Below are 25812 nucleotides of genomic sequence, written 5' to 3'. Positions count from 1 at the left end.
TATTCAGTCTATTTTTCGCTTAGCAAAGGTATAGTAAAATAAAATGTGCTGCCTTTCTCTAGTTCACTTTCTGCCCAAATGCTTCCTTTGTTAATTTCAACAAACTCTTTACACAGTACTAAGCCCAAGCCGGTTCCTTTTTCATTTAAAGTGCCTTTGGTACTAAAGGTGGAATCGACCATAAACAATTTCTCAAGGTTTTCCTGGCGAATACCAACGCCCGAATCAGCGACAGAAATTTCAATCATATTATTTTTAACGCCGGCAGTTACATAAATAACACTACCAATGCGCGAAAACTTAATGGCATTACTGATGAGATTTCTGAGGATGGTGTTATACAGGTTTTCATCGGCCCAGGCCACCAGGTTACGTTCTATCTTTGGGCTTATAACAATGTCTTTTTCTTCGGCATTTAGTCGAAGCAGAGAAACGATATTATGTGTTTGTATTGAAATGTCTATCTGACTTGGTTTATATTCAGTGGTGCCAATTTGTGTGCGCGACCATTGTAACAGGTTTTCGACCAAGCCAAGCAAGCGTTTGGTTGAATTATGAATAATCTGCGAATATTGAACCACTTCTTTAGTGTCTTTATTTTCGGCATTAAGAGCCAGCATTTCGGCAAACCCCATTAGCGAACTGAAGGGGCTCTTCAGATCATGCGCAATAATGGAGAAGAACTTGTCTTTGGTATTGTTTAGCTGCTTAAGCTCGTTGTTTTTCTCGGTTAGTAGTCGTTCTGATTTTTTGCGAATCTGGAATGTCAGAATTAGAATAAGCAAAAGAATAAATAGCAAACCAGCTACCAGCAGGTATATTGTTCGACTATTTTTAGCAAGCTCCAAACTCTCGGTTTTGTGAATGTTATCCTGCTCTAAAATAGATATTTGCTCTTCTTTCTGAAGTAGTTTATATACTGCTTCCATGCGTGCACTGCTAAGCATGGCCTGTTCATCGGTGATGTCATCTTTAAGGTCGGCATATTCACTTTTGTAATTTAAGGCCTTTTCATAATCACCTTGCAGACTATGCCATTCAGATAAACTATTGTATGCTTGTGCCTGCAGGGGTTTTTCTTCAAGCGACTTTGCCAGCTCAACAGCTTTTAGCAGATACTCTTGTGCCTGGTCATAATGCTTGTTAATCATTAATGTTTGACCCAAATGCAGATAAGTTTCAGCTTTTAAGGAAGGATCGTCAAAGCTTAGCATCAGCTTTAAGGCCTTTTCGAAGTAAGATATGGCCTTACTGTACTGTTTACCTGTTTGGTGAGCACGCCCTATATTCAGATAAGACGTTGCAATGTTGGCACTATCACCTTCTTCTTTTAGAATGGACAGTGAAATCTGGTAATTCTCAAGCGCCTGTAAAATATTGCCCAACTCAAGATATACTTCACCCAGATTATTGTAGCAATTGCTGATACCCTTTTTGTCACCTAATTTGGTGTATATGTTCAATGCCTCTCGGTAATTACTTAAGGCTACCTGTTGGTGATTTAATTCGGTATTGATGTTACCAATGTTATTCAATAATACCGCTCTGCTTTTTGAGTTGCCATCTAATTGGTTAATCTCCAGTGCTCTTTCAAAGCATTTTAAAGCTTCATCGTACTGAGCAAGTGTGTTTAAAATAACCCCTTTGTTTGTCAGTCCTTTTCTTATCAGTTCAGAGTTGTCTGTTTGTTCACCTAATTTCAGAACATGATCAAAGTTTTCGAGTGCCAGTGCATAGTTGCGAGTGTACCAATGCATGGCTCCTAGGCTGTTGTATGTATTGCCCTGCTTTTCCTGGTTGTTAGTGCTTTTATAGATACTCAAGGCTTTAGTAAAATGTTTTATAGCCTTTATGTATTGACTTCTGTCACTTTCTATCCAACCCAGATAACCTTCAACAACACCAATTTCATTCTTGTCAGATATGGATGATTTAAAGCTAAGCGCTTTGTTGAACTTCTCATTGGCACTGTTGTATTGTTGCTTGTTGTAAAGTATAATACCAACTTGCTGATGTATGTCAAATTGAATATGCTTTTCATCAGATGCAGAAAGACTGGTAATGGCCTGTTCACAATAAGAAATAGCATCATCAGTGGAACTTGCTTCTTCGGCATTACGTATCAGTTGGTATGCTTCGTGCCGGGCTTTATCTGTTTGCTTTTGTGCAATACAATTGCTCCCAATAAAGGTAAAAGCAATAAAGCACCAGAAAATGATGTTGTACTTTTGTAGATTGAGTTTGGTTGTCATCGAAATGTGCTAAGGCTTATAAAACTTAGCACAAAATATAAAAAGAGAGGCACATAATGCTATTTTACAGGCGTTATTTTTTCAACAGTACTGATTATTTTACCGTATTTGGTTTTGGTTCTGATCTGATCACCAACTGATATGGAAGTCAGATTTTTGACAAGCTGTTCACCTTTATAGGTGATGGAATATCCGCGTTCCAGAATGTTTTTAGGATCGCATAATTCATTTGTTCGCTTTGCTAATTCAATGCTTTGCTTTTTATTTTTTAAGAAAGCACTCACCTCAAGTTTTAAGCGGGTTGTAATAAATCGTTGTTGCTGTAGGCCGCTTCTAACTTGCTTTTGCGTGAGGTAATGAATGGATTCTTTAACGTGTGTGAAAAAGCTTTGTTGTTTTTGAAAATAGTTTTTGACAGAGAAATCCAGCCGTTGTGCAGCATCCAGTTGGTACTGTTTCTTTTGATTAATAATCCTTTTGACCAAGGGTTCAAATTGAAGTGCAGCCACTTCGAAGCGATGTATTTCGTCATTGATAAGTTGCTTGGTCGAAGTGGTAAATTGTTCTTTTAAGTCTAAAAGATAAGCATCAAAGGCATCAATTCGATCGATAAGGAATTCAGCCACGGCAGTTGGTGTTTTTAATCGGGTATGCGCCACCATGTCGGCTACCGACTCATCACGTTCGTGACCTATACCAGTAAGAACCGGTAACGGAAACTGAGAAATATTAAGAGCCAGTTCATAGTTATCGAAGCACATCAGGTCAGCTGTAGAGCCGCCTCCGCGAATCAACACAACGGCATCAAAAATGGCTTCATACTCATAGATACGATCCAGCGCAGCTATTATGGATGCTTCCGCCTCATCGCCCTGCATTATGGCCGGAAACAGTTTGTGATATACCTTATAGTTTTCGGTGTTATTTGCTAATTGATTGACAAAATCTTCATAACCAGCTGCAGTAGGAGATGAGATAACGGCTATGGTTTGAGGTACTTCTGCTAAATTGACCTCTTTATTCATGTTCATTACACCATCATCTTCCAATTGCTTGATGACTTCCAGTTTACGGCGGGCAATATCACCCAATGTAAATGTAGGGTCAATGTCTTTAACGTTAAGGCTAAAACCATATACCTCCTGAAACTCGATACTTACCTTTACCAATACCTTTAACCCAGATGTTAGTTCTTGTTTGGTGGTGGTCTCAAAATAAGGTTTTAGCATTCGGTAGGTAAAGGCCCAAATGGTGGCTCTTGCTTTAGCCAGAACTTGGTTACTTGCTTCATCTTTTTCAATCAGCTCAAGATAACAGTGACCACTTCTGACTGTTCTGATTTCACTAATTTCGGCAATAACCCAATAAGTCGAAGGAAAGGCATCGTTAATCTGCTCCTTAATATTCTGGTTGAGTTCATGGAGACTGAGGTGGTCTTGGGCCATAGGATTAGTAACTTTTTATCACTTTAACATGTTGATGAAAGTGTTTGCTTTTGATGGTAACAATATAAATGCCTTCAGTAAATTGTGCTACTTTGTTGATAACGATTTGTTTGCCATTAACATGCTGTTGCTGGTACTTAAGTCGGCCGGTTAAGTCTACAATGGAGACTGTCACATCCATGTTTGATTTAGCTGTCAACCTTAACTCATTTCTAAAAGGGTTAGGCCCAACCTTCCACTTTTTTTCTGCTACCTCATTCTCAGGTATGTCAACATGATAGGCCAGTTCAAAGTTGGGTATTCCATAGCCAAGCTCATTATTCGGATTGCTTGATTGATGTCCACTATCAATAATTAGTTGCCTGATTTCAGTTGCCGTTTTAAGAGGTAGTGCTTGCCACAAACAGGCCGCTAATCCACTTATTACAGGCGCAGAAAATGATGTGCCATTCCCTTTATATATGCTTCCCGACGAACCTTGCACTGCAACCGATACGCCTTGGCAGGTAATCTCCGGCTTTGTGCGCCCATTTGAAGTGGGGCCAAATGATGAAAAAACGGCTTTAGTGCTGTCTGGCAGCATGGCTCCAACTGCTATGCAGTTTTGGGCATCGGCCGGAGCGCCAATGTATCGCCAGGTATCATTGCCTTCATTACCTGCACTGGTGATGATTAACATGCCTTTTGATGCCGCAATGTCAGATGCTCTTGAAATTCGTGTTGAGCCATCCATATCATCATCATAACTGTAGCTGGTTGAGGGTGCATCAAACTCGTAGTAACCTAAAGAAGTATTGATGATATCAACACCTGCACTATCGGCAAATTCGGCGGCGCAAATCCAATAGTCAGGTTCTATGGGGTGTTCAGAGCTGGCATCTTCGGTGCGTAATAACCAATAAGACGCTTCCGGTGCAGTGCCGAGGTATTCCTTATCTGCTTTTCCTCCCATAATGGATAACACGCTCATGCCATGCGAATGCTCGTTAAAAATATTGGAAACAGGATTAACAAAGTCTTTTGTTCCAATAATTTGATTGTTATTCCATAGGTGTTCAAAGAGAGGAAGCTCATCGGTTTTATAAAACCCGGCATCGATAACAGCAATGTGTATATCATTGCCTTTATAGCCAAGTTGATGAAGTTTTTGGCCATTTACAGTCTGTATCTGTGACCAGGCATCCCCATATAACGACTTAAGTTCGCTTTTAAGGCCAGGATACAATTGTTCAAATTTTTGTTCCGAACGACTGCTTGATGATGGTTTTGTAATCTCAACCGCATCAACGAATGTTACCCTGGCTAAGGTATCCATTAATGATTTGTTGGTACTGAAAACAATGGCACCATTCAGCCATTTTGTTGCATGTCGCACATCAATTCCTGCCTTTTTTAAGCTATCCAGGTAAGCTGGATTTACTGGTAGATCTTCTTCTGTAATCTGAATGTTCTGTCTTTCTCGTCTTTCGATGGAGCGGGTTGAAAGAAACTCTTTTGGGCGTTCGATTGAATAGGGCGAATTGCTTTTATCGGAAAATGAAACGAAATAGCCATTTTGTGCGAACACGCCTTGAGCTATCACACTAATCAACAATATGGCTAAAATGTGTTTCATACTATCGCAGAAATTGTTCCGGATTATTTCTCATTTTTTCCGGGTCTTTCAATGAATCCTTACGTTTCTCAAATTCAGCCTGTTCTAAGGCACGTCTTTCATCCAACACTTCAGGGTTGAGCAAAGTCCCATTTTTATATTTTAAGACATAATTTGTCTTACCATCGGCATGATGAAAAGTCCATTTGCCATCCTCTTTATCCTCTTTGTAATTGGCGTCGATTTCCAGCTGGCCATTTTTATAATAATAAAGGTATTTACCTTCTAATTTGCCATTTACATGCTGTGCTTTGAGAAGAGGTGAGCCATCTTCAAAATACTTTAACCAATCGCCATGTTTTAGACCGTTTTGCCATTGTAACTTTTCAGCCACCGCACCACTGCTATAGTAAACCTTGTAATCGCCATGTTCTTTGCCATCCACAAACTCTTCAGTAGCCAGAATGCTTTCATTTGTTGTGTAGTAGGTCCAGGTTCCAATTTTAGATTGTCCTTTATACTGTCCTTGAGATGTCATCTGCCCCTCATCGTTAAATAAGATGGCCTTGCCATATTCACCATTTTCATCATACACAATTTCCAGACTTTTTTTACCATTGGGGTAATAACGTGTGTATTTACCAACAGGCTTGTTATTTTTGAAAGTCGCCTTGTAAAGGGTTTTACCGTCGGTATATCTTTTTTCCCATGGACCTTGTTTTAGACCATTGGCATCGGTTTGGTTATAGTGTGCAGGGATTGGTGCTGCTGTTTTCTTTTTAGAGGGAATTCGATTGCCAAATACATCGGTTTGTGCAGTGGTAGGCAGAACAATAAAAACAAGTGATATAAAAAGAAAGAATATTTTCAATTTCATGTTTAATACTTTATAAGATAGTTGTTTTAGTAAAGCAAAACGTTTGCTCTATACCTGTTACTTCTATTTTAGTAACAGGTTTCAAAAATACAAAAAAAGTCTCCTTGAAAAGGAGACTTTCTTTAGAATTATCTATTAGTGATAATTACTTCACTTTTTTGGATTTAGTTGGTCATAAAATCAAATGGTTACATCTTTGTTTGCTTGTTTGCATGTAAAAAATCCATAATCCAATTCAAATCGTCACGCTGTCAAAGTACGATTAACAAAAAATTTCAAAGAACTTTTTTTAATCTTTAGTGACCACTGGTGAATTACTTTAATAGCTTAAATAATAAAGATGCTTACCAAGTAGTAAACTATTGCAATGAGAGATATGAAATAAAGAAAACCTACAATGTAGTATTGATACACCTGAGGCTTTCAAAAGATTAATCAAGCAACTAATGAATACTAAGTCTGATTCACTTAAGCTAATATGAAAATAAAAAATGCGTCAAACGCTTATTGTTAATTTAACAAGTGTATGACGCACTATATCGATGTGATTGTTGTGTGCTAGATCAGTTCCATAGAACCAAAAAATGCTGGTAAATGAAAATTTGGTGTCTCATTTTCAATCGCATTCCACGATAGGAAATGTGGTTCTTTTTGTTTATCCCCACATTTGTAGAAGTTTACATTAAATACTTGACCTTTGGTAAATAGTGATTTATGTTCTCCAAAAATAGCTTGAGGAATAATAATATCCATGCTCCATTTTGTTGGTGTATTGGCTATGTCGATGCAATTTGTACCTAAGGTGGGTTTGGTGGTAATTGTTTTAACCAAATCATCATTAAGCCATTTTCGATCGGTATTACTAGTGCCGTACCCAACAAGTTTATTACCAATACAATTAAACTCTAGGTTGAAATAGCCTTTGTTATCAAAAGCAATAAAAAACTCTACACATGAATCTTCCCAAACCGGTCCATTTACAACGGTACTTTGCGCTTTAGGATGATCTTCCATGACTTCGTAACGCAGATACAGGTTGTTATCGTCGTAGGCAATGCCAAACTTTACATCCATTTCTACAGGATAATTCCAGTTATCATGACTGATAGTATTTGTTACCTTCGGAAACAGTATGTCTCCTTTGTTTGAGTGTTGAACTTTTGCTACTTCAAGCTTTTTCATAATAAGATGTGGTAATTAATAAATGACTTCTTGATGGATTAACATTTTAAATGCGCTGTGAATTTGTCTATTTTTTATAGTTAATCCAATCAGCAAGCACTTTATTTTGATACAACGGGTCATTACTTCTCTTTAGTTCTGATGCTAATTCAACCAATTAATGCTCAACAATTGGGGCTTTTTATCAAAACTCAAATTGTTAAGTTGGTATGGGTCAACATCATAGTTGTAAAAACGAGTGCCTTTAAGTTGATTATCTCTATTTATTGTCAATTCCAGGGTGTATCGATGTGTTTTAATCATTAGGGCGCTATTGACAAACGATAAAAATCCAATATAATTTTGAATCAAATGAAACAAAAATCCCGGTAAAACAGTGTTTTACCGGGATTTGCTTATTGTTGTCTATTGTTGATAATAGTTCCTTACTTCACTTCTTCAAAGTCAACATCAGTCACTTCGTCATCTTTACCTTGCTGAGCACCAGCGTCTGGTCCAGGTTGTGCACCTGCATCAGGTCCTGGCTGACCACCTGCCTGTTGGCTGGCGTTGTACATCTCTTGAGATGCAGCCTGGAATACAGTGTTCAACTCTTCAGTAGCAGCATCAATAGCAGCAATGTCTTGTGCTTTGTGTGCTTCTTTAAGCTTCTCAAGAGCAGCTTCGATTGGTTGCTTTTTGTCAGCTGGTAATTTGTCACCAAACTCTTTTAGTTGCTTTTCAGTTTGGAAAATCAAGCTGTCAGCACCATTCAACTTATCAATCTTTTCTTTTTCTGCCTTGTCAGCTTCAGCATTTGCTTCTGCTTCATCTTTCATGCGCTTGATTTCATCATCAGATAAGCCAGAAGAAGCTTCGATACGGATGCTCTGCTCTTTATTTGTTGCTTTATCTTTTGCAGTTACATGAAGGATACCGTTGGCATCAATATCAAATGTTACCTCAATCTGTGGTGTTGCACGTGGTGCTGGTGGAATTCCGTCTAAGTGGAAACGACCAATGGTTTTGTTATCCTTAGCCATTGAGCGCTCACCTTGCAATACGTGAATCTCAACAGAAGGCTGGTTATCTACAGCAGTTGTAAATGTTTCAGACTTCTTAGTTGGGATTGTGGTATTCGCTTCAATTAATTTCGTCATTACACTACCCATTGTTTCGATACCCAATGAAAGAGGCGTAACATCTAATAGAAGAACGTCTTTTACTTCACCAGTTAATACACCGCCCTGGATAGCAGCACCTACAGCTACTACTTCATCAGGGTTAACCCCTTTTGAAGGCGCTTTGCCGAAGAAGTCTTCAACGATTTTCTGGATAGCAGGAATACGTGTAGAACCACCCACTAAAATTACTTCGTCGATATCAGATGGCGTTAAACCAGCATCGTTAAGAGCCACTTTACAAGGCTCTAATGTGCGCTGAATTAAGCGATCAGCAATTTGCTCGAACTGTGCACGTGACAATGAACGAACCAAGTGCTTTGGAATACCGTCAACCGGCATAATATATGGCAAGTTGATTTCAGTGCTTGTCGATGAAGATAATTCAATCTTTGCTTTCTCAGCAGCATCTTTCAGACGTTGAAGAGCCATTGGATCTTTACGTAGGTCGATGTTCTCATCTTTGATGAACTCATCAGCTAACCAGTTAATGATTGCATCATCAAAGTCATCACCACCAAGGTGAGTATCACCATTAGTCGATTTTACTTCGAATACACCATCACCTAATTCTAATACTGAAATATCGAAAGTACCACCACCAAGGTCAAATACAGCAACCTTCATGTCGCGGTCCATCTTATCTAAACCGTAAGCTAATGATGCAGCTGTAGGCTCATTGATGATACGGCTCACTTTAAGACCCGCAATTTCACCAGCCTCTTTAGTAGCCTGACGCTGCGCATCGTTAAAGTATGCTGGCACAGTTACTACTGCCTCAGTTACTTCCTGACCTAAATAGTCTTCAGCAGTTTTCTTCATTTTCTGAAGTGTCATGGCTGAAATTTCCTGTGCAGAGTACTGACGATCGTCAATTTTTACACGAGGCGTATTATTGTCACCTTTTACAACTTCGTATGGTACACGAGTTACTTCGTTAGGAATTTCATCATACATTGAACCCATAAAACGTTTAATAGAATAAATCGTTTTTTGTGGGTTAGTGATTGCCTGACGCTTAGCAGGATCACCTACTTTACGCTCTCCACCTTCAACAAATGCCACGATAGATGGCGTTGTTCTTTTTCCTTCACTGTTTGGAATCACAACCGGCTCGTTTCCTTCCATTACTGAAACGCATGAGTTGGTTGTTCCTAAGTCGATACCAATAATTTTTCCCATTGTTATGTAATATTATATTGTTATTCTTTTAATTATTTTATTTCAACGGGAAGCTATTAATCAAATGGTGTGCCAATACCAAAAGCATTATTTTTTGCGCAATAATGACAGGGCGATGGAGAAATAAAAGAATTTTGTGTCAGTTAAAATGACAGATTGACAAGCTTAGGTTATGTGGAGACCTTAAGATGTCAGTTTAGCTGTATGAGTTCAATTTCGTCAGCATTGTCTGGTAAATTAAGAAGGACTTCATCATTTTCATTTAAACCCTCAATTATTTGAAAATGTTCCTCTGTCTCAAGAGCAATGCTTACCTCTTTTCTGACAAGGCTCCATCCATTATTCATAAGCACAAAGTTGATGCTGTCGGCAGAAAAGACAGCTTTTTTGTCTACGTATAATACATCTTCAATGCTGTTAGTAATTATTGTGTTAGACGATGTCATTCTCGGTAATAATTCTTCTTTATATTCATCTAATGTGACATTTACCTTAAAACCATTCTGAAACTCACCTGGTATTTCTTGACCGATATTTGCAATGGAACTAATTTGTCCGTTAAAAATTTTTTTAGGGAAGGCGTCAATCGAAATTTTAACTGTTTGACCAACTTTTATTTTAGCAATATCTATTTCTTTGACAAACATTTCGGAAATTATTGAATTTAAGTCGGGAAGGGTTGCAATCTGTGGGCGCCATCGGCTGACACGTGAACCAACTTTTACTTTTCTCCCATAAGAGCTGCCATATATCACCATGCCATTTGAAGGTGATTTAATTTTCAGCTCTTTTCTGAGTAGTTCAAGTAGTTTTTTCTTTTCTGAGTAGTATTTTACTGATCGCTCGTTTCGGCTAATTTTTGTTTTGTGCCTGATGGTTTTTGTAATTAAGTCGCGATGAGCTTTTGCCAGAGCACGTTCAGATTTTTCTAATTCAATTTGTGATTGACGCTGAACAGCACTTGATTCGTATGTTGATTGTTCAACACTAATTTTTGCGTCGTTTAATTGATCAACTTTTTTCTGAATTGTTTCTCGTTGTGCCGAAAGTGTTAGACTAGAATCAATTTTAGCATCTTCTAAATGTGTTTGGTATTGGTTCAGTTCGTCGGTTGTGGAACGTAGTCTTTCTTCAACTTCTGTTGGATCTAATTTTGCAACTTCGTCACCCTTTTTGACGATTTTACCTTCTTCAACGAGACTTAATATTTTTAATTCCCAAATATCAATCATGCGGTTTAATGCAATTCGGGGAATGGTAATGTCAACAGCCTTCTCAGCTTTAAGCTCACCTGTTGTTTCAACCGTGGTTTCAATAAGTCCTCTTTTGACTATTGCTTTTTTATTAGAACCGGATTCTTGCTTCCATGGTTGCCAGATTATGACAATTATCAAAATGCTGATACATGCCACTACTATAGCTATTTTTTTATTCATATTAGTTTTCAAGAAGGTAATCGAGTGATTTAATTAAAGTCTCGTTTCGTTCAAAATCGAAAAGGGTGATCTGACGAAGAGTATAGTATCGTTGCCAGAATTCCGATAAGGAATTTATGTAACGACGACGGGCACTGTTTTGAGAGTTACGAGCAGCATTCAATTTGATAACATCTACTTTATCAATCATAAAGCGTTGCTTGGTCACATCGTAGCCCAATAGTGCTACGGTGTCTGCTTTAGCGGAGATGTTCACCTGGTCTTCCTGAAGGTTAAATTGTAAAACTTCCATAATGACTTCTTGTTCAAAGTCAATTAATGCTTGTTTAACTTTGGCTTCTGTTACTTGCTTATCTGATTTGGCCATTAATATATCTCCTTTTCTTTCACCCCAATCCAAGATAGGAGCACTTAATCGGATGCTTACCCCACGGCCTTCGTCAAAGGGTGATTGGTAAACCTCTTTTATTTCTTCAGACTGTTTTGTTATACCAATATTGGCAAGCAAATTAGCACTGATACCACTGTTTGATTTTTTAAATGCCAGGTTTTTATTGGCATTTATGACTTGCCTTTCGAGTTCCAATATTTCAGGATTGTTTTCTTTGGCTAATTCAAGTGCTCGAATCGTTTTTACTTTCAGCGATGGAATTTTGTCCGGAATTAGTGGAGTTATGATAACATCTTTCTCAAAACCTAAAAACGAGTTAAGCAGGTTTCTGGAACGTTGAAGCTCTACAGTCGCTCTTGTTTTAGCAATTTTGGCATTCAGATAGGTGAGTTCGAGGTCCAGTAATTCATCTTGAGTGACTGTGCCAATTTGGAAGCGTCCTTTACCTATATTATATAAGGTATCGGCATTAGCCAGATTTGTTTCTGCAATAGCCACATCAATATGAGCTCCAACCGTATTGAAAAAATACTGTACCGCTCTTTTTGATAGTAATTCGGTATCTGAAATAAATGTTCTTTTAGCTTTTTTGTATTCTAATGGTTCTAGTTTAGAATCCCACTTAAAGGCATTATAACCATTTAAAGGTTGTTCTATGCTCACACTAATAGGTTTAGATGAAAGGGTTGTAGATCTGTTGATGCCGGAATCATCTCTATTAATATTCTGTAGTCCGGAAAGACTTGAGATTACTCTTACTGTAGTACCTGTTGGTATAATCCTTTGGTTTAAAGATATGTTTGCATTGCTATTAATTGTTTCTCTATATTCAAATACATTATTGTCATTGGCATAAGCGCCCCGACTATAGTTAATAGGTGTCGTATTGAGCCTTAATCTCGGCAATTGTTTAGCTTTGTAATTTCTAAAACGCCAGTATTTACTCAAGTATTCGTTTTTGTTTCGAAAGCTTGTTATGGATTGTAATGTAGCTAATTGAATAGTTTCACTTAAGGTAAGTTGAATGGTTTTATTTGGAGGGGTAACTAGATTTTGTGCCTTTGGTTGAAAGCACCATGAAACGAGCATTAAGCTTATAATAAATTGTCGCATATTTTAATGTCTTAATGATTCTACAGGATCCTGGCTGGCTGCTCTTTTAGCAGGTATATAGCCGAATATAATACCAACAGTGGCTGATACACCAAACGCGATAAAAACTGAATAGAATGAAATAATTGTTTTAATATCTGCCATTAAATGGATTAGATTCGCCAGAACTACACCTATTATAATACCGATTAATCCGCCTGTGATACTGATAAGTGTGGATTCTGCTAAAAATTGAGCGATAATGTCTTTACGTGATGCACCAATCGCCTGGCGGGTTCCTATTTCACGGATACGTTCCCAAACGGATGCCAGCATAATGTTCATGATGCCAATGCCTCCCACGATAAGTGAGATGCCGGCAATAGCTCCAAGGACGATGTTGAAAATTTCGTTCGTTTTCTGTTGCTGTTTTAGTAAGAGTTCGGGTACTGTCACTTCAAAATCATACACATTTGAATGTCGTCTTAATATCAGACGTTTAATGACTTCGGCCGTAGCTGAAAGTTGCTCAGTATTTTCAACCTGAATAATGATTTTATCGAGCTGGTTGGTGGAGGTTTCCTTTTGATTAGACGACTCCTCATCATCATTACTGCCACCCATGAAAAACATGGAGCCTCCGCGAGCCATGTTATTCATCAATTCAGGATTGATGGAGCCACGATCTTTAAATCTCATTAACATGGTTTTAACCGGGATAATTATCTTATTATCACTAGTGCTTATGCCCATTTCATCAGATGCTGATGTGGTAAAATCACGTTTGCTAATGGTGCCAATCACCTTCAACCATACTTGCCCGCATTTGATGTATTGCCCAAGGGGATTTTCCTGATTAAAGAATCGATTACGTATATTATTGCCTATTACACAAACCGGCATTCCATTATCAGTTTGCTGTTCACTAAACTGTTTGCCCATATCTAAATTGATATTAAGCATCTCAAAATAATCTGGCGATACACCCTCGAGTGTGACAGGATAGCTCTTGCCCATTTTTACAGCATGGTAGTTAATTGAAACAACCGGACTTACCCGCTGAACAGAAGGAATTGTTTCCAATATCGCTTGCGCATCCATTCTGTGCAGGCCTCTGGAATATTTCTTTGACTGATTATTTTCACTGTCTCCGTTACTGTTGTCATTAAATGATTGAACAACAGGTGTGACTATAATGTTGTTGACACCAACGAGCTTAATTTGCTCCAGTACTTCTTGTTGAGCACCTTTTCCGATTGCTAACATGCTGATAACTGCAGCAACTCCAAACATAATTCCAAGAGCTGTTAGCATCGATTTAACCTTATTGGACAATATGGCTTCAACAGCAATGCCGACATTGTGCGCATAGCGCATATATATGTATACAGGTGTTTTTTTCATGCCGATACTGTTATTTAATAGTAGATGTTGAATCGATCTCGGCTAGCTTTACCCTTTCATAGATTTCTATACCATCATATGGAATCTTATCAGCATTGGCAGGTTGGTTCATAATAAGCAGGTCTCCCTCTGTGACTCCCTCTGTGAATTGAGTGTTATTTTCGTTTGATATACCAAGTTGAACAATCTGTTTTTTAATTTTGCTACCTTTTTTAATAAATACAAAGTTTAGCGAATCGTTTCTAAAAACCGTTTCAAGAGGAGCAAATAGCGTTTCGTCAATGTTCGCTGTAGTAATGATATTGCTGGTAGTCATCGCTGGGCGTAAATCTTTATCTATACCATCAATTTTAATAGAAACTTCAAAGACTTTACTATCAGTATTCGGAATAACCTGACCGATATTGGCGACGGTAATGACTTCTCCATCAAACAATTTTTCAGGAAAAGCATCAATACCAATTTTCACTTGCTGACCCACTTTTATTTTTGAAATATCTATTTCGTTGATGAAAGTTTTTGATATCATGGAGCTAAGATCGGGTAGTTCGGCAATTTGAGGATACCACCTACTTATTACAGAGCCTGCTTTAACTTTCTTACCGAAGCGATCGTGGCTGTAGATAACTAAGCCTGGTTTGGGAGCTTTGACTTCTAGTTTATTAAATAATTTATCAATGTCGTCAACTTTATTTTGTCTGCTTTTAACTTTTTCCCAGGCACGATAAACTTTGTTTTCATCTTGTTTCTGCTTTAAGCTATAGTTCCTGTTTTTTTGGTCAAGGTCACGAACTGCACGTTCGACATTTAAATTAGCTTGGCGTTTTACAGCCGGAGATTCGTAAACTGACTGTTCAAGAATTAGTCTTTTTTCTTCCAGATCAACCTGCGCATTTAATAGTTCATCACGCAGTGTGCTAAGATTTAGGTTGGTATCAATTTTAGCATCTTCATAATCATTCAATGCAGTGGTTAGCTCATCGTTGGCTTTAAGAAGTATTTCTTCAACTGCAGCATAATCAAGAGTGGCAACATAATCACCAGAGTCGACAACCGTACCTTCCTCAATTAGTTCTGATACTTTAATTTCATATAAGTTGACGCTTCGACTAGACATTTCTTCGGGAAGAACAATTAGCTCAGAATTTTCAGTTTGTAATTGACCTGTTGAATATACTTCAGAAATAAAATTTCCACGTCGTACTTTTGTGGTAAGATATGTTTCGGATGAGTTGTTTTTAGGAAATAAAACAGCTGTTGTTATTATTAAGGCAATTATGCTTAATGAAATCAGGTATTTTTTATCCATACTAATGCAGAATCTGGGTTTAAGGCTACGATATTATATAAATCAACGCAAAAAAAGCCCGTTTATTGACGGGCTTTTTGTTAAAGTTTGTTAATATCTAATATTATATTAATGATTTTATGTCATTAATAATTGTTTGTGCCAACTCATCAGCAGCCTCCATTGATTTACCTTCGGCATAAATACGAATAATAGGTTCAGTATTTGATTTTCGTAGTTGAACCCATTTATCAGGGAAATCAATTTTTAAACCATCAATGGTATTTATGTTTTCCTTTTGGTATTTCTCTTCGATGCTTTTTAGGATACCATCGACATCTATTTCAGGCGTTAATTCAATTTTATTTTTTGAGATGTGATACTCTGGATATTGCGCTCTTAGTTCTGAACACTTAATGCCTTTTTTAGCCAAATGAGTTAGGAATAAACCAATTCCAACCAAGGCATCGCGTCCATAATGGCTTTCAGGGTAGATGATTCCGCCGTTTCCTTCACCACCAATAACCGCATTTGTTTCTTTCATCTTAGCCACCACATTAACTTCGCCAACTGCAGCTGGTTGGTATTCGCCACCAAGGTCACGTGTTACATCGGCCAATGCTCGCGACGATGAAAGGTTTGAAACCGTATTACCTTTCTTATTTTGCAACAAATAATCAGCTACAGCCACCAAGGTGTATTCTTCACCAAACATAGAACCATCTTCATTAACAATGGCCAGACGATCAACATCAGGATCAACAACAAAACCTATGTCTGCCTTTTTATCTTTAATGACAGCCGATATTTCAGTCAGGTTTTCAGGTAATGGTTCTGGGTTATGTGGAAACTGTCCGTTTGGTTCACAATATAGTTCGATGGTATTATTAACACCCAAAGCTTTTAATAATGGAGGAATAGCAAGGCCACCAACACTATTGACGCAATCGATTGCCACAGTGAAATTTGCCTTTCTGATGGCTTCAACATCAACCATTTTTAAATCCAGTACATGCTGAACATGATATTCATTGTAGGTGTTATTTTTACTTACTTGACCTAAATCATCTACATCAGCAAAAACAAAACTTTCGTCTTCAGCTATTTTAAGTACTTCAGCACCATCAGATGCTGTTAAAAACTCACCTTTTTCATTCAATAATTTTAAGGCATTCCACTGCTTAGGGTTGTGGCTGGCAGTAAGAATAATTCCTCCATGAGCGTTTTCATTTGTAACAGCCAGCTCAGTTGTAGGCGTTGTTGCCAAGCCAATGTTAACAACATCAATACCTAAGCCCATAAGGCTTCCTATTACCAGGTTGTTGACCATTTCACCCGAGATACGTGCGTCGCGCCCCACTACAACCTTAAGTCGGCCCTGATGACGGTTTTTAGCCCACTGGCCATAGGCTGATGAAAATTTAACTACATCAAGCGGCGAAAGTCCTTCACCCGCGCGGCCTCCGATTGTGCCTCTGATTCCTGAAATGGATTTTATTAATGTCATAACATCAATGGTTTTTAATATGAATGTGCAAAATTGGTTCATATTTTTTAAAAAGCCAATAGATTCTTACGAAACATTTTAATGTAAATGTAGTAGTCGATTGAGGTCTTTCGTAAGGTTTCGAAAATGATGCTCCTTAATAATCAGGATAAGGCTTGTTGATAAGTGATTTATTTTTAGTTGAAAGCTCGCTTTTATTAATGCTTTTTTATCACCTTTGCATAATTATTTAACAGCACTTACAATAGTCTGTTAGTGAATGAAGTAATTTGATCAGGATGAATAGAGAATTCAATAAAAGAGGCAGTAAAAAACAATTCGGTAAATCAAGACCTCAGGATGACGAAGCGAAGTCATTTAAAAAGAAAGGAATTGAAGAAAAGGCACCTAATTTGTCGCGCCGTAAAACCATTAAAAAAGACGATGGCGATAAAAATGAGCCGGTCGTTAAAGATAAGATGCGCCTCAATAAATACATCGCCAATGCCGGTGTTTGTAGCCGACGTGATGCAGATAAACTAATAGAAAAAGGGGAGATTACTGTAAACGGTAAAGTTGTAAAGGAGTTAGGGGTAAGTGTTGGGCTAAGTGATGATGTCAGGTATCAGGGCAAGCGCCTTAATCCGGAAGAGAAAGTGTACGTCCTTCTTAATAAACCTAAGGATTATGTTACAACAGTAGAGGATAAGCATGCCAAGAGAACCGTTATGGATTTAGTTGAAGATGCTTGTGAGCAGCGAATCTATCCTGTTGGAAGATTAGACAAGCAAACAACCGGATTGTTAATGTTGACCAATGATGGAGAGCTGACAAAAATGTTAACTCACCCTAAATACAATGCTAAAAAGATTTATCATGTATTCACCGATAAGCCTGTTTTTGCTAATCATATTGATCAGCTAGCACAAGGTATTACTCTGGAGGATGGTCCAATTCACGCCGATGCCATAAGTTTTGTTGAGAAGGATGATAAAACACAAGTTGGTATTGAAATTCATTCAGGACGCAATCGTATTGTACGTCGTATGTTTGAACATCTTGGTTATAAGGTTATGAAGCTCGATAGAGTTTACTTTGCCGGATTAACAAAAAAAGGAGTGCCAAGAGGCAAATGGCGATATTTGTCAGATAAGGAAGTGACAAGGTTAAAAGCCGGTATGCTAAAATAAACTATTTATATCCCCTGTTATGATTGAATGACAGGGGATATTTTTTTATTTCCATAACTGTTTTATAAATTCGATGAATAATCAGACTTAAGCTAAAAGCAGATGAGAAAATGTTTTTTCCTTTTTACTTTGTTGGTCTTCTTAATATTTGAAGTATCGGCCCAGTTAAAAACATATAAAGGGCAGGTTATTGATGCTCAAAATAAGGAGCCAATTGCTTTTGCCAATATTGTATATAGTCAAGGGGCAGGTACTGTTACCGATATTGATGGTAAATTCGAGATTAGAACGAATGTGAAAGTAACTCAACTTTCAGTTAGTTGCCTGGGCTATGAGCCACAAATATATCTTGTAAATGACTTGGATGGTAAAAACAAGATTTTACTTAAACCACAGGAATATAGTCTACCCACAGTTGATGTGCTTCCAGTCGAAAATCCGGCGTTAATAGTTATGCGCCAGGTTGTGGATAAAAAGGACCAACATAACCCTGAAAACTATAATCCGTATAGCTGTATCCTTTACCATAAAATGACTTTGGACTTTGAGTGGCCCAATGGATTAAATGAAGAAGAAATAAGAGAAATTAAAGATTCGTTGGGAGTGAATAATGATAGTTATCTGTTCTTATTCGAGTCGGTTTCAGAAAAGAAACATTGGAAGAAAGGGGTGGGTAAGGAAAAAGTTATATCTGGCCGTGTAAGTGGATTGAAAGATCCAATATTGGCTTCTTTTCCGGCTATGTTGCAGCCATTCTCGTTTTATGAGCAATACATTAAGTTGTTAGGTTTTTCGTATTTAAATCCGGCATCAAAACCTGGATTATCGACTTATCATTTTGTTTTAGAAGATACCTATGGTAGTTCTGACGGAGATTCTATTTACTATATTTCTTATCGACCTAAAAAAGATAAAAATTTTAGGGGACTGACAGGTGCTTTTCATATTGATGGCAAATCAAAAGCTATTAGAACAGTTTCGGCTACAACGGCTGGTACCGAAAACGGAATGAGATTATTTGTCAGACAAAAGTATCAAGCAATATCCAATGGCCTATGGTTTCCTAAACAATTGGAAAGTAGTTTGCAGTTTGGCGGTATAGGTGCCGCAAGGCGATTGCCGTTTCCAATGGTAGGAACTGGCAAAAGTTACGTAACAGCTATCAATACGAGTCCTGACATATCTGCTAAAGAGTTCGATAATGTGATAATGGAAGATATTTCGTCGACCAAATCATCTCAGGAAATTTCAGCATTTCGATACGAACCACTTACAGCTCGCGATTCTTTGACCTACCATATTCTTGATAGTATCGGGCGTAAAAACCATTTAGATGCATTGATTAAAACGCAAATGTCATTTGTAAAAGGATATTTGCCAATGGGTAAGTTACAACTCGATTTGTCTAAATTAATTGATTATAACGACTATGAAGGACTTAAGCTTGGAGCAGGAATTTATACCAGTCCTTCGCTATCAGAGAATTTTACAACAGGCGGTTATTATACTTATGGTTTTGGTGATAAAGCGAGTAAATATGGTGCTAAATTATCGGTGACTCCTTTTGCAAAAAAAGATAGTCGAATATATTTGGAGTATAAAGATGATGTTTATGCTACTGGTACATATGAATTTATGGATGGTGTTAAAAACCTATCTAGCGAGCGCTTTAGTCGTTTTTTAACCGAAACAATGGATTTAAGTCAGGGCTGGGCAACTGGTGTTGACTTTCGCTTTTTGAAATTTTTTAAGGCGGGTGTTTTTTATGTAAATCAGGATATTGCCCCTCAGGTAGCGTATAAGTTTATGGAATCTGATATCGTAGCTAATGGCTTTTCGATGCAAGAAGCAGGAATTAAGCTAAGATGGGCTAATAAGGAGATGTTTATAAGCTCTCCTTTGGGTTTGATTTCAAAAGGAACCAGTTGGCCAACAGTTTGGTTTAATGCCTCAAAAGGACAATGGAAAGACGATGAAACACTAGGCTATAGTCGGATAGAATCGCGCATTCACAAGCAGTTTAATTATGCTAACTCAATGTATACCACTGTTCGTTTGGAGGGTGGTTATATGTCAGGAGATTATCCGAGTACCCTCCTTTATAGTACTCTTGGGAGTTATAAGTCATTTACCTTGCTGGTACCATATACTTTCGGAACTATGCGCATGAATGAGTTTGCTGCCAGTGAGTTTGCTGCTCTGTATTTTTCTCATGGAATACCCTTGTCGCTGAATACTGACAACCGCATTAAGCCTGAAATTGTATTAAGTACTAATATAGCATTGGGTAATGCACCTAATGGCGTATCAACTTTTGATAAAGGCTATTATGAGTCTGGTATTTATTTAAAGAACCTATTCTCTAACTTTATTTTCCAATATGGATTATCGGTACATTACCGTTATGGAGCTTATCACTTACCTGAGTCTATGGATAATTGGGCTTTTAAGTTAGGTTTGGAGTTTGTATTTTAAATCAATAGCGCCCTAAACTTTTTTGTGAAATATGCTGTACGTCTTGTATTATCTCGGCCTCAGCCAGTGAACCAAAAAACAGGATTGAATTATTCAGTTTTGTTTGTTCTTTATGGTCTTCATGAAGAGCTGCGCAATTTGACGATTAAAAATTGTTTTCTGTTTGAGGCTTTTGTAGGAACGAAAAAAGTCGAGTTTAAAACAATTTCAGTCATGAAACCTAGTTTTTTGTGAGAATTGGAGCAAAGCGGAAATCATGAACTCAGATAAAAGCTAACACAATAGTGAACTAAATGGGTGCAGCCGACGGACTTTTTGCCAACTTTTTTGACTGTAGAATTGGAGTGCAACGTAAATCATGAACTCCAAATAAAACTAAAAAATAGGGAACTAAAAAAGTTGGAGCCATCGCGGCTTTAGCGAAAAAATAATTAGGACAATATTGATTTTAAATCATATTTGAAACATAAATAAGTATGAACCATAAAATTGGCAAGCCTTCAATGTAAAAGTTGATATATGCTTGGGTTTTGTTTCTCTTAACTTTTTCGAGTGCTGTCATTCCAGCAAGGGCAAATATGGTGGATGCGATTAAAGTATTAGGCTTGATGATAGTGTATGCTATAACTGATAGAAGGAGGCATAACTGCGCAAGTTTTATCGATGATTTTGTGCCAATCACTTGTGGTATTGTTTTTAAATTTAAACGATCAGAGTATAAATCCCTTATGTCAAAAGGCAAGGTAATGGCAAAAATAAATAACCAAATTATAAGTGGTGTAAATGGGTGATCAAGTGGTGGGTCAATAAGCGACAGGCACAATAGTGTCCAAGAAGTACAAATGATGAAAATTTTAATCGAGGGGATCCATCTTAAGCCAAATTCTTTTTTTATTGGGAGAATATAGAACAGGGAAAGTAGAGCAAAGATTATAAACTTTAGATTAAGGTAGAGTTGGCTATGTATAATAAAAGTAATAGTTGCAAAGCTTATTAGGCCAGTAACTATGAGCATTGTTACTTTGTTTTTTCTCATCCATAAGTAGCGTTCGTATTGTAAATTACTCGATGATATAAAGTATACTGACCAATAAATATAATTATACCCAATAAAGCCAATTCCAAAACACACTAAGAAATTATTGAAACTGGTATCATTAGTGGTAAAAGATACAAGCTTGTATACACATGCCAAGGCCAATGCCACCCAGATGCTAGAATATGTGAGGTGATTTTTGAGATTGTTAAAAAGGCCCGTTAACCTACCCGACATATGTCATGTAAGGTTTTTGATGAGTTTATTTCAATGTGGTTTCCGTTAATTGCAATGATGTTACTTTCCTTAAAATCTTTTAATACACGGATTAGGCTTTCCTTTGAAACGCTTGATAAATCAGCTATATCTTGACGGCTTAATGTGGTGTGGAAATTTTTGGAGTTGTATATTTTTTCAGACAAATAAATGATGGTACTAGCAATTCTACCAGTCATTTTTTTATGTGAAAAATTTATTAATTGATTATACAAATCTTGTGTAATATGATGATTAAGCTGAAGGATTTGTTCTGCAAAACGATTGTTGTTGCGAAAGGCTGAAGTAAAGGCCTCAATACTAATCAAGCAGGTGTCAACCTCCGTTATGGCGCTAACTGAGAAATGATTAAGGTCGTCTGTGAATAGCCCTGGACTAACAATAAAATCACCCTCTTTAAGAACTTTTATAATGATATTTTTCTTTTCTAATCCTTTGATAAAAAGTTTGGCATATCCCTTTTTTATGCAAATGATATTATTACATCTGGTACCTTCCTTTGTTATAGTTTCACCTTTTTGGTAAACGACCTTGCAATGAGATTCCTTGAACGCATTTAGTTCATCTTCGTTTAGCGTTTCAAAACCATTGAATTTTACATGGCATAAACTGCAATCGTTCGAAATATCTCTTGTTATACTCATTTGGTTTTTTTGAGATGTGTGGAAAACTAAAAATAGCATGAATATGTGATATAAACAAAGCTTCTAACGTTTTAGGGTATGTGTTTGTATCGTGTAGTGACGGTGTAATGTTCAGGTATACAGGGTGTAGGTATTAATCTTAGTTGGATTGAATTTAAATAACGATAGACTTCATTAATAAAATAGTAAACACTAATGTCCAGATTATTAGTCGCATATGTAATTTCTATTGATTTATATCAATCTTTTGATGTGTAAGTTACATCGTGATGGTTAAGAAGGAAATATGTAAAATTGTTATATCTATAATGAATAATAAAACGCTTTTATTACAATTAAGTTCAAGAATTATGAAAAAACTAAAACAATTTATCTGGCTTGCAATGATGGCATTTGCTGTTGTTGTTTCCAGCTGTACCAAAGAAGGACCTATGGGGCCTGCTGGACAAGATGGTAGCGATGGAAAAGATGGTGTAGATGGGAATGTAACCTGCTTGGAATGTCATACCAGTGAACTTCAAGAAACAGTACGCTTTCAGTTTAACAGTTCTGCCCACAAGGCCGGTGCAAATGCAGTTGATTATGCCGGTGGGCGTTCATCTTGTGCACGTTGCCATTCGCATGAAGGTTTTACCGAATTTGCTGCAACCGGAACAGTTGCTGCAAATATTAGCAAGCCAAGTGCGTGGGATTGTAAAACATGTCATGGTTTGCACGAACAGTTTGAAACAGCAGATTATGCCTTCAGATTAGGTGCTCCTGTTACTTTAATTGCAGATGGGACTACTGTTGTTGATGAAGGCAATAATAATACTTGTATAAATTGTCACCAGTCAAGAAGAAATGGAAGTTACTATGACTCAGTTACAGAAGCAGCGTCATATACAAGAACATTTTCAGGTGAGGATGCTACACTTTATTTGAATGCTGCTGTTGGACCTAATGGTTCAGTAACTGATAATGGTGACGGTACGCTCACTGTGGTGTTTGACGTTCCTACTACACATGTATATATCAGCAGTTCACATGCTGGTCCTCATTATGGAGCTCAAGCTAATACATTTGTTGGAACAGGTGGCTATACTGCTGAATCCGGGGATGTATTTGGTGCTCACGCTGATGGTTGTGTAATGTGCCATATGGGTCCAGCCAGTGGACATAGTTTTATTCCAGAACATGAAAATTGTACAGGATGTCACACAAGTGGTGCACCTACGGCTGCTATGGATGCGATTGCTGCTCGAGTGCAGGCTTTAGGTGAAGCATTAGAGGCAATACATGCTGTTCACTATGATGAAACTGATGGTTCGTGGCATCCTATGTATGCATCAATTACTCGTGAGCAATTCCAGGCATTCTGGAACTTTAAGATTGTTCTTGATGATAGAAGTAATAGTGCTCACAATCCTGTTTATGTGAAAGCATTATTGGCAGAAGCTGAAGCGACTATGGGGTTATAGAAATAGTTAATTGAATATTTTATGGGAAAGCTGCTTGGTTCTTTAATTAAGCAGCTTTCCTTTAATTAAATAAATAATATATCAGAACATGAGAAGTATACTAGTTTTAATATTTGGATTAATATTGATAGGTGCATTGTCGTGCGATTATAAATACATTGAACCTATTATAGTAGAAATACCAGATACAGGAGAACCAGTGAGTTTTACCAATGATGTTGAACCTATTTTTCAACCTAAATGTACTTCGTGCCATGCATCACGAAGTCCAATTCTTACAACCGGAAATGCCTACAATAGTCTGATGGGAGGGGGGTATGTTGATACAGAGAATCCAGAGGAAAGTATTATATATGTGAAAGGAGCCAGCGGACACCCAGGAGGTAGCAAGGCGCTTACTGCCGAAGAGTTGGCGTGGATATTGAAGTGGATAGAAGAAGGGGCGGCGAATAATTAATCGTTAATTAATACAAACATAGAGATTATGAATAAACAGATTATAGAAATATTGTTGTTAGTACTTTTCGCGATTGTATTTAGTCCGTTGTATGCTCAGGATGAAGATGGGGCAAAAAGCAACCCTGTTTTTGCTCCCTGGGATTCAGGAGTACTGATTAATCATCAAACCAGTGTAACGCAAGACCCCAATACATTAGAGATGGTCATTAGCCACCGTTTTGGTAGTGTTGAAAATGGCATAAGTGATGTATTTGGTATAATGTCGCCGGGTGCAAATATTCGTTTAGGTCTTAATTATACCCCAATGAAAAACCTTAACATAGGTTTTGGTACAAGTGCTCAGAAGCAATATCAGGATTTTCAGGCAAAGTATACTTTGTTTGAACAGACAGACAATAACTCGATGCCTGTTAGTATTAGTTTGTATGGAAATGCTGCTCTTGATGCAAGAGAAGAGTCGGTTTTTGGTAAGAATTATGAATTTACTGATCGTCTTTCATACTTCTCAGAAGTGATACTGGGGCGTAAAATCAATGATGCTATTTCGTTGCAAGCTAGTGTTAATTTTACTCATTATAATGCGGTCGATAGTTTACTTGATAATGATAAGATTGGTATTGGTTTTGGAGGTCGTATTAAGGTGAGCCCTTTATCTTCAATTACATTTGAAGGAGGTATTCCGTTGAAAATTCAGAGTATCGCACAGTATACATCGTTTACCGATCATCCCAAGATGCATTTGTCGATAGGTTATGAGATTTTTACAGGCTCTCATTCGTTTCAGTTTTTTGTAACCAACAGTTCAGGTATTTTAAATCAGGAGTTATACATGTATAGTCAGGGTGAATTTGATAGAAAGAGCATACGTTTTGGATTTAATATTACCCGCTTGTGGAATTATTAATGATAATGCCTAGTATGCTATGAACTTTTTTAAAGCTTCTCATTTGTTTCTTAAGAGTAGATGAGAAGCTTTTTTTCAGAAAGTCTACCACTCGTAATATCATTTTAAAGAATAGAATACAATAGAGCAATTTTTTTGGGTCTATATGATTTGTAATATTGTCTTATTTGTCCTACTGGGGTTTTCCACCCCACAGACCCCGACTTCATTTTTTCAAAGATGAAAAAACGCAAGCAAAAAAATCTTCGGCTATGCCTGCTTTCGCTCATAAAACTACGGTTGTATGACGAAATCGTTAAACTCGCTTCGCTCAAACAAAAACGATTTTAAAATCGTCATAAACAACCTTGTTTTATGGTTTACCAGCCAAGGCCATTGGGGAGCTTTTAAATTCACCCACTCTAATCCATACAGAACCTTTTTTTTCTACATGCTCAAGGGAAATAGTTGTTGTTTCTTAATGTCATTTATCAGTTTTATCACAAGAAATTACAACCCCAAAGTATAGGCCTCCGCAATGACGTATAGTTTGTTATGATAAAACTTTGAAGTTTTGTATCCATATTTTCAATAAAAAGG

18 protein-coding genes are annotated in these 25812 nt (G+C 37.4%); 5 read left to right on the top strand and 13 right to left on the bottom strand.

Annotation, left to right across the window (positions count from 1 at the left end):
- Positions 1 to 8 precede the first annotated feature (8 nt).
- The 11 genes from JIV24_RS17465 to glmM all read right to left on the bottom strand — a co-directional run bounded on the left by JIV24_RS17465 (position 9) and on the right by glmM (position 16810).
- The gene (locus tag JIV24_RS17465) at positions 9 to 2252 is read right to left on the bottom strand and encodes an ATP-binding protein (RefSeq protein WP_200466362.1); all 2244 of its coding nucleotides are present in this window, start codon (positions 2250 to 2252) and stop codon (positions 9 to 11) included.
- A gap of 59 nt (positions 2253 to 2311) precedes the next feature.
- Positions 2312 to 3697 carry an exodeoxyribonuclease VII large subunit gene (gene xseA / locus JIV24_RS17460; RefSeq protein WP_200466361.1) on the bottom strand — a complete coding sequence of 462 codons (1386 nt, stop codon included), beginning with the start codon at positions 3695 to 3697 and terminating at the stop codon, positions 2312 to 2314.
- 4 nt (positions 3698 to 3701) lie between these two features.
- On the bottom strand, positions 3702 to 5312 hold the full coding sequence (locus JIV24_RS17455; protein WP_200466360.1) for a S8 family peptidase: 1611 nt from the start codon (positions 5310 to 5312) through the stop codon (positions 3702 to 3704).
- A 1-nt stretch (position 5313) separates the two neighbouring features.
- Complete coding sequence (locus JIV24_RS17450) at positions 5314 to 6168, bottom strand: toxin-antitoxin system YwqK family antitoxin (RefSeq protein WP_200466359.1); 855 nt, start codon at positions 6166 to 6168, stop codon at positions 5314 to 5316.
- A gap of 558 nt (positions 6169 to 6726) precedes the next feature.
- The gene (locus JIV24_RS17445; RefSeq protein ID WP_200466358.1) at positions 6727 to 7350 is read right to left on the bottom strand and encodes a carbohydrate-binding family 9-like protein; all 624 of its coding nucleotides are present in this window, start codon (positions 7348 to 7350) and stop codon (positions 6727 to 6729) included.
- A gap of 425 nt (positions 7351 to 7775) precedes the next feature.
- On the bottom strand, positions 7776 to 9692 hold the full coding sequence (dnaK, locus tag JIV24_RS17440) for a molecular chaperone DnaK (protein WP_200466357.1): 1917 nt from the start codon (positions 9690 to 9692) through the stop codon (positions 7776 to 7778).
- Positions 9693 to 9883: 191 nt separating this feature from the next.
- A complete protein-coding gene (locus tag JIV24_RS17435; RefSeq protein WP_200466356.1) occupies positions 9884 to 11128 on the bottom strand; it encodes an efflux RND transporter periplasmic adaptor subunit in 1245 nt (414 codons plus the stop codon).
- Position 11129: 1 nt separating this feature from the next.
- Complete coding sequence (locus JIV24_RS17430) at positions 11130 to 12632, bottom strand: TolC family protein (protein ID WP_200466355.1); 1503 nt, start codon at positions 12630 to 12632, stop codon at positions 11130 to 11132.
- Between the two features lie 3 nt (positions 12633 to 12635).
- On the bottom strand, positions 12636 to 14015 hold the full coding sequence (locus JIV24_RS17425; RefSeq protein WP_200466354.1) for an ABC transporter permease: 1380 nt from the start codon (positions 14013 to 14015) through the stop codon (positions 12636 to 12638).
- Between the two features lie 10 nt (positions 14016 to 14025).
- Entirely contained in the window at positions 14026 to 15324 is a 1299-nt protein-coding gene (locus tag JIV24_RS17420; protein ID WP_200466353.1) for an efflux RND transporter periplasmic adaptor subunit, read from the bottom strand.
- Between the two features lie 103 nt (positions 15325 to 15427).
- Positions 15428 to 16810 carry a phosphoglucosamine mutase gene (gene glmM, locus JIV24_RS17415; RefSeq protein WP_200466352.1) on the bottom strand — a complete coding sequence of 461 codons (1383 nt, stop codon included), beginning with the start codon at positions 16808 to 16810 and terminating at the stop codon, positions 15428 to 15430.
- Between the two features lie 278 nt (positions 16811 to 17088).
- Here glmM and JIV24_RS17410 point away from each other — a divergent pair, with 278 nt between their 5' ends.
- A complete protein-coding gene (locus JIV24_RS17410; protein WP_200466351.1) occupies positions 17089 to 17979 on the top strand; it encodes a pseudouridine synthase in 891 nt (296 codons plus the stop codon).
- A gap of 102 nt (positions 17980 to 18081) precedes the next feature.
- On the top strand, positions 18082 to 20454 hold the full coding sequence (locus JIV24_RS17405; protein WP_200466350.1) for a DUF5686 and carboxypeptidase-like regulatory domain-containing protein: 2373 nt from the start codon (positions 18082 to 18084) through the stop codon (positions 20452 to 20454).
- Positions 20455 to 20902: 448 nt separating this feature from the next.
- Here JIV24_RS17405 and JIV24_RS17400 read toward each other — a convergent pair whose 3' ends face one another.
- Positions 20903 to 21469 (bottom strand): hypothetical protein, encoded by a 567-nt coding sequence (locus JIV24_RS17400; RefSeq protein ID WP_200466349.1) that lies wholly within the window; start codon positions 21467 to 21469, stop codon positions 20903 to 20905.
- Positions 21470 to 21711: 242 nt separating this feature from the next.
- On the bottom strand, positions 21712 to 22449 hold the full coding sequence (locus JIV24_RS17395) for a Crp/Fnr family transcriptional regulator (protein ID WP_200466348.1): 738 nt from the start codon (positions 22447 to 22449) through the stop codon (positions 21712 to 21714).
- A 311-nt stretch (positions 22450 to 22760) separates the two neighbouring features.
- Here JIV24_RS17395 and JIV24_RS17390 point away from each other — a divergent pair, with 311 nt between their 5' ends.
- The 3 genes from JIV24_RS17390 (at position 22761) to JIV24_RS17380 (ending at position 25233) form a co-directional block, all read left to right on the top strand.
- Complete coding sequence (locus JIV24_RS17390; protein ID WP_200466347.1) at positions 22761 to 23870, top strand: hypothetical protein; 1110 nt, start codon at positions 22761 to 22763, stop codon at positions 23868 to 23870.
- 88 nt (positions 23871 to 23958) lie between these two features.
- Positions 23959 to 24327, top strand: coding sequence for a hypothetical protein (locus JIV24_RS17385; RefSeq protein ID WP_200466346.1), 369 nt, complete (start codon positions 23959 to 23961; stop codon positions 24325 to 24327).
- Between the two features lie 27 nt (positions 24328 to 24354).
- Entirely contained in the window at positions 24355 to 25233 is an 879-nt protein-coding gene (locus JIV24_RS17380; protein ID WP_200466345.1) for a DUF5777 family beta-barrel protein, read from the top strand.
- Positions 25234 to 25812 lie beyond the last annotated feature (579 nt).

The sequence above is a fragment of the Carboxylicivirga marina genome, from assembly GCF_016612505.1.
Lineage (GTDB): Bacteria > Bacteroidota > Bacteroidia > Bacteroidales > Marinilabiliaceae > Carboxylicivirga > Carboxylicivirga marina.
This window is presented reverse-complemented; position numbering and strand designations above follow the sequence as displayed.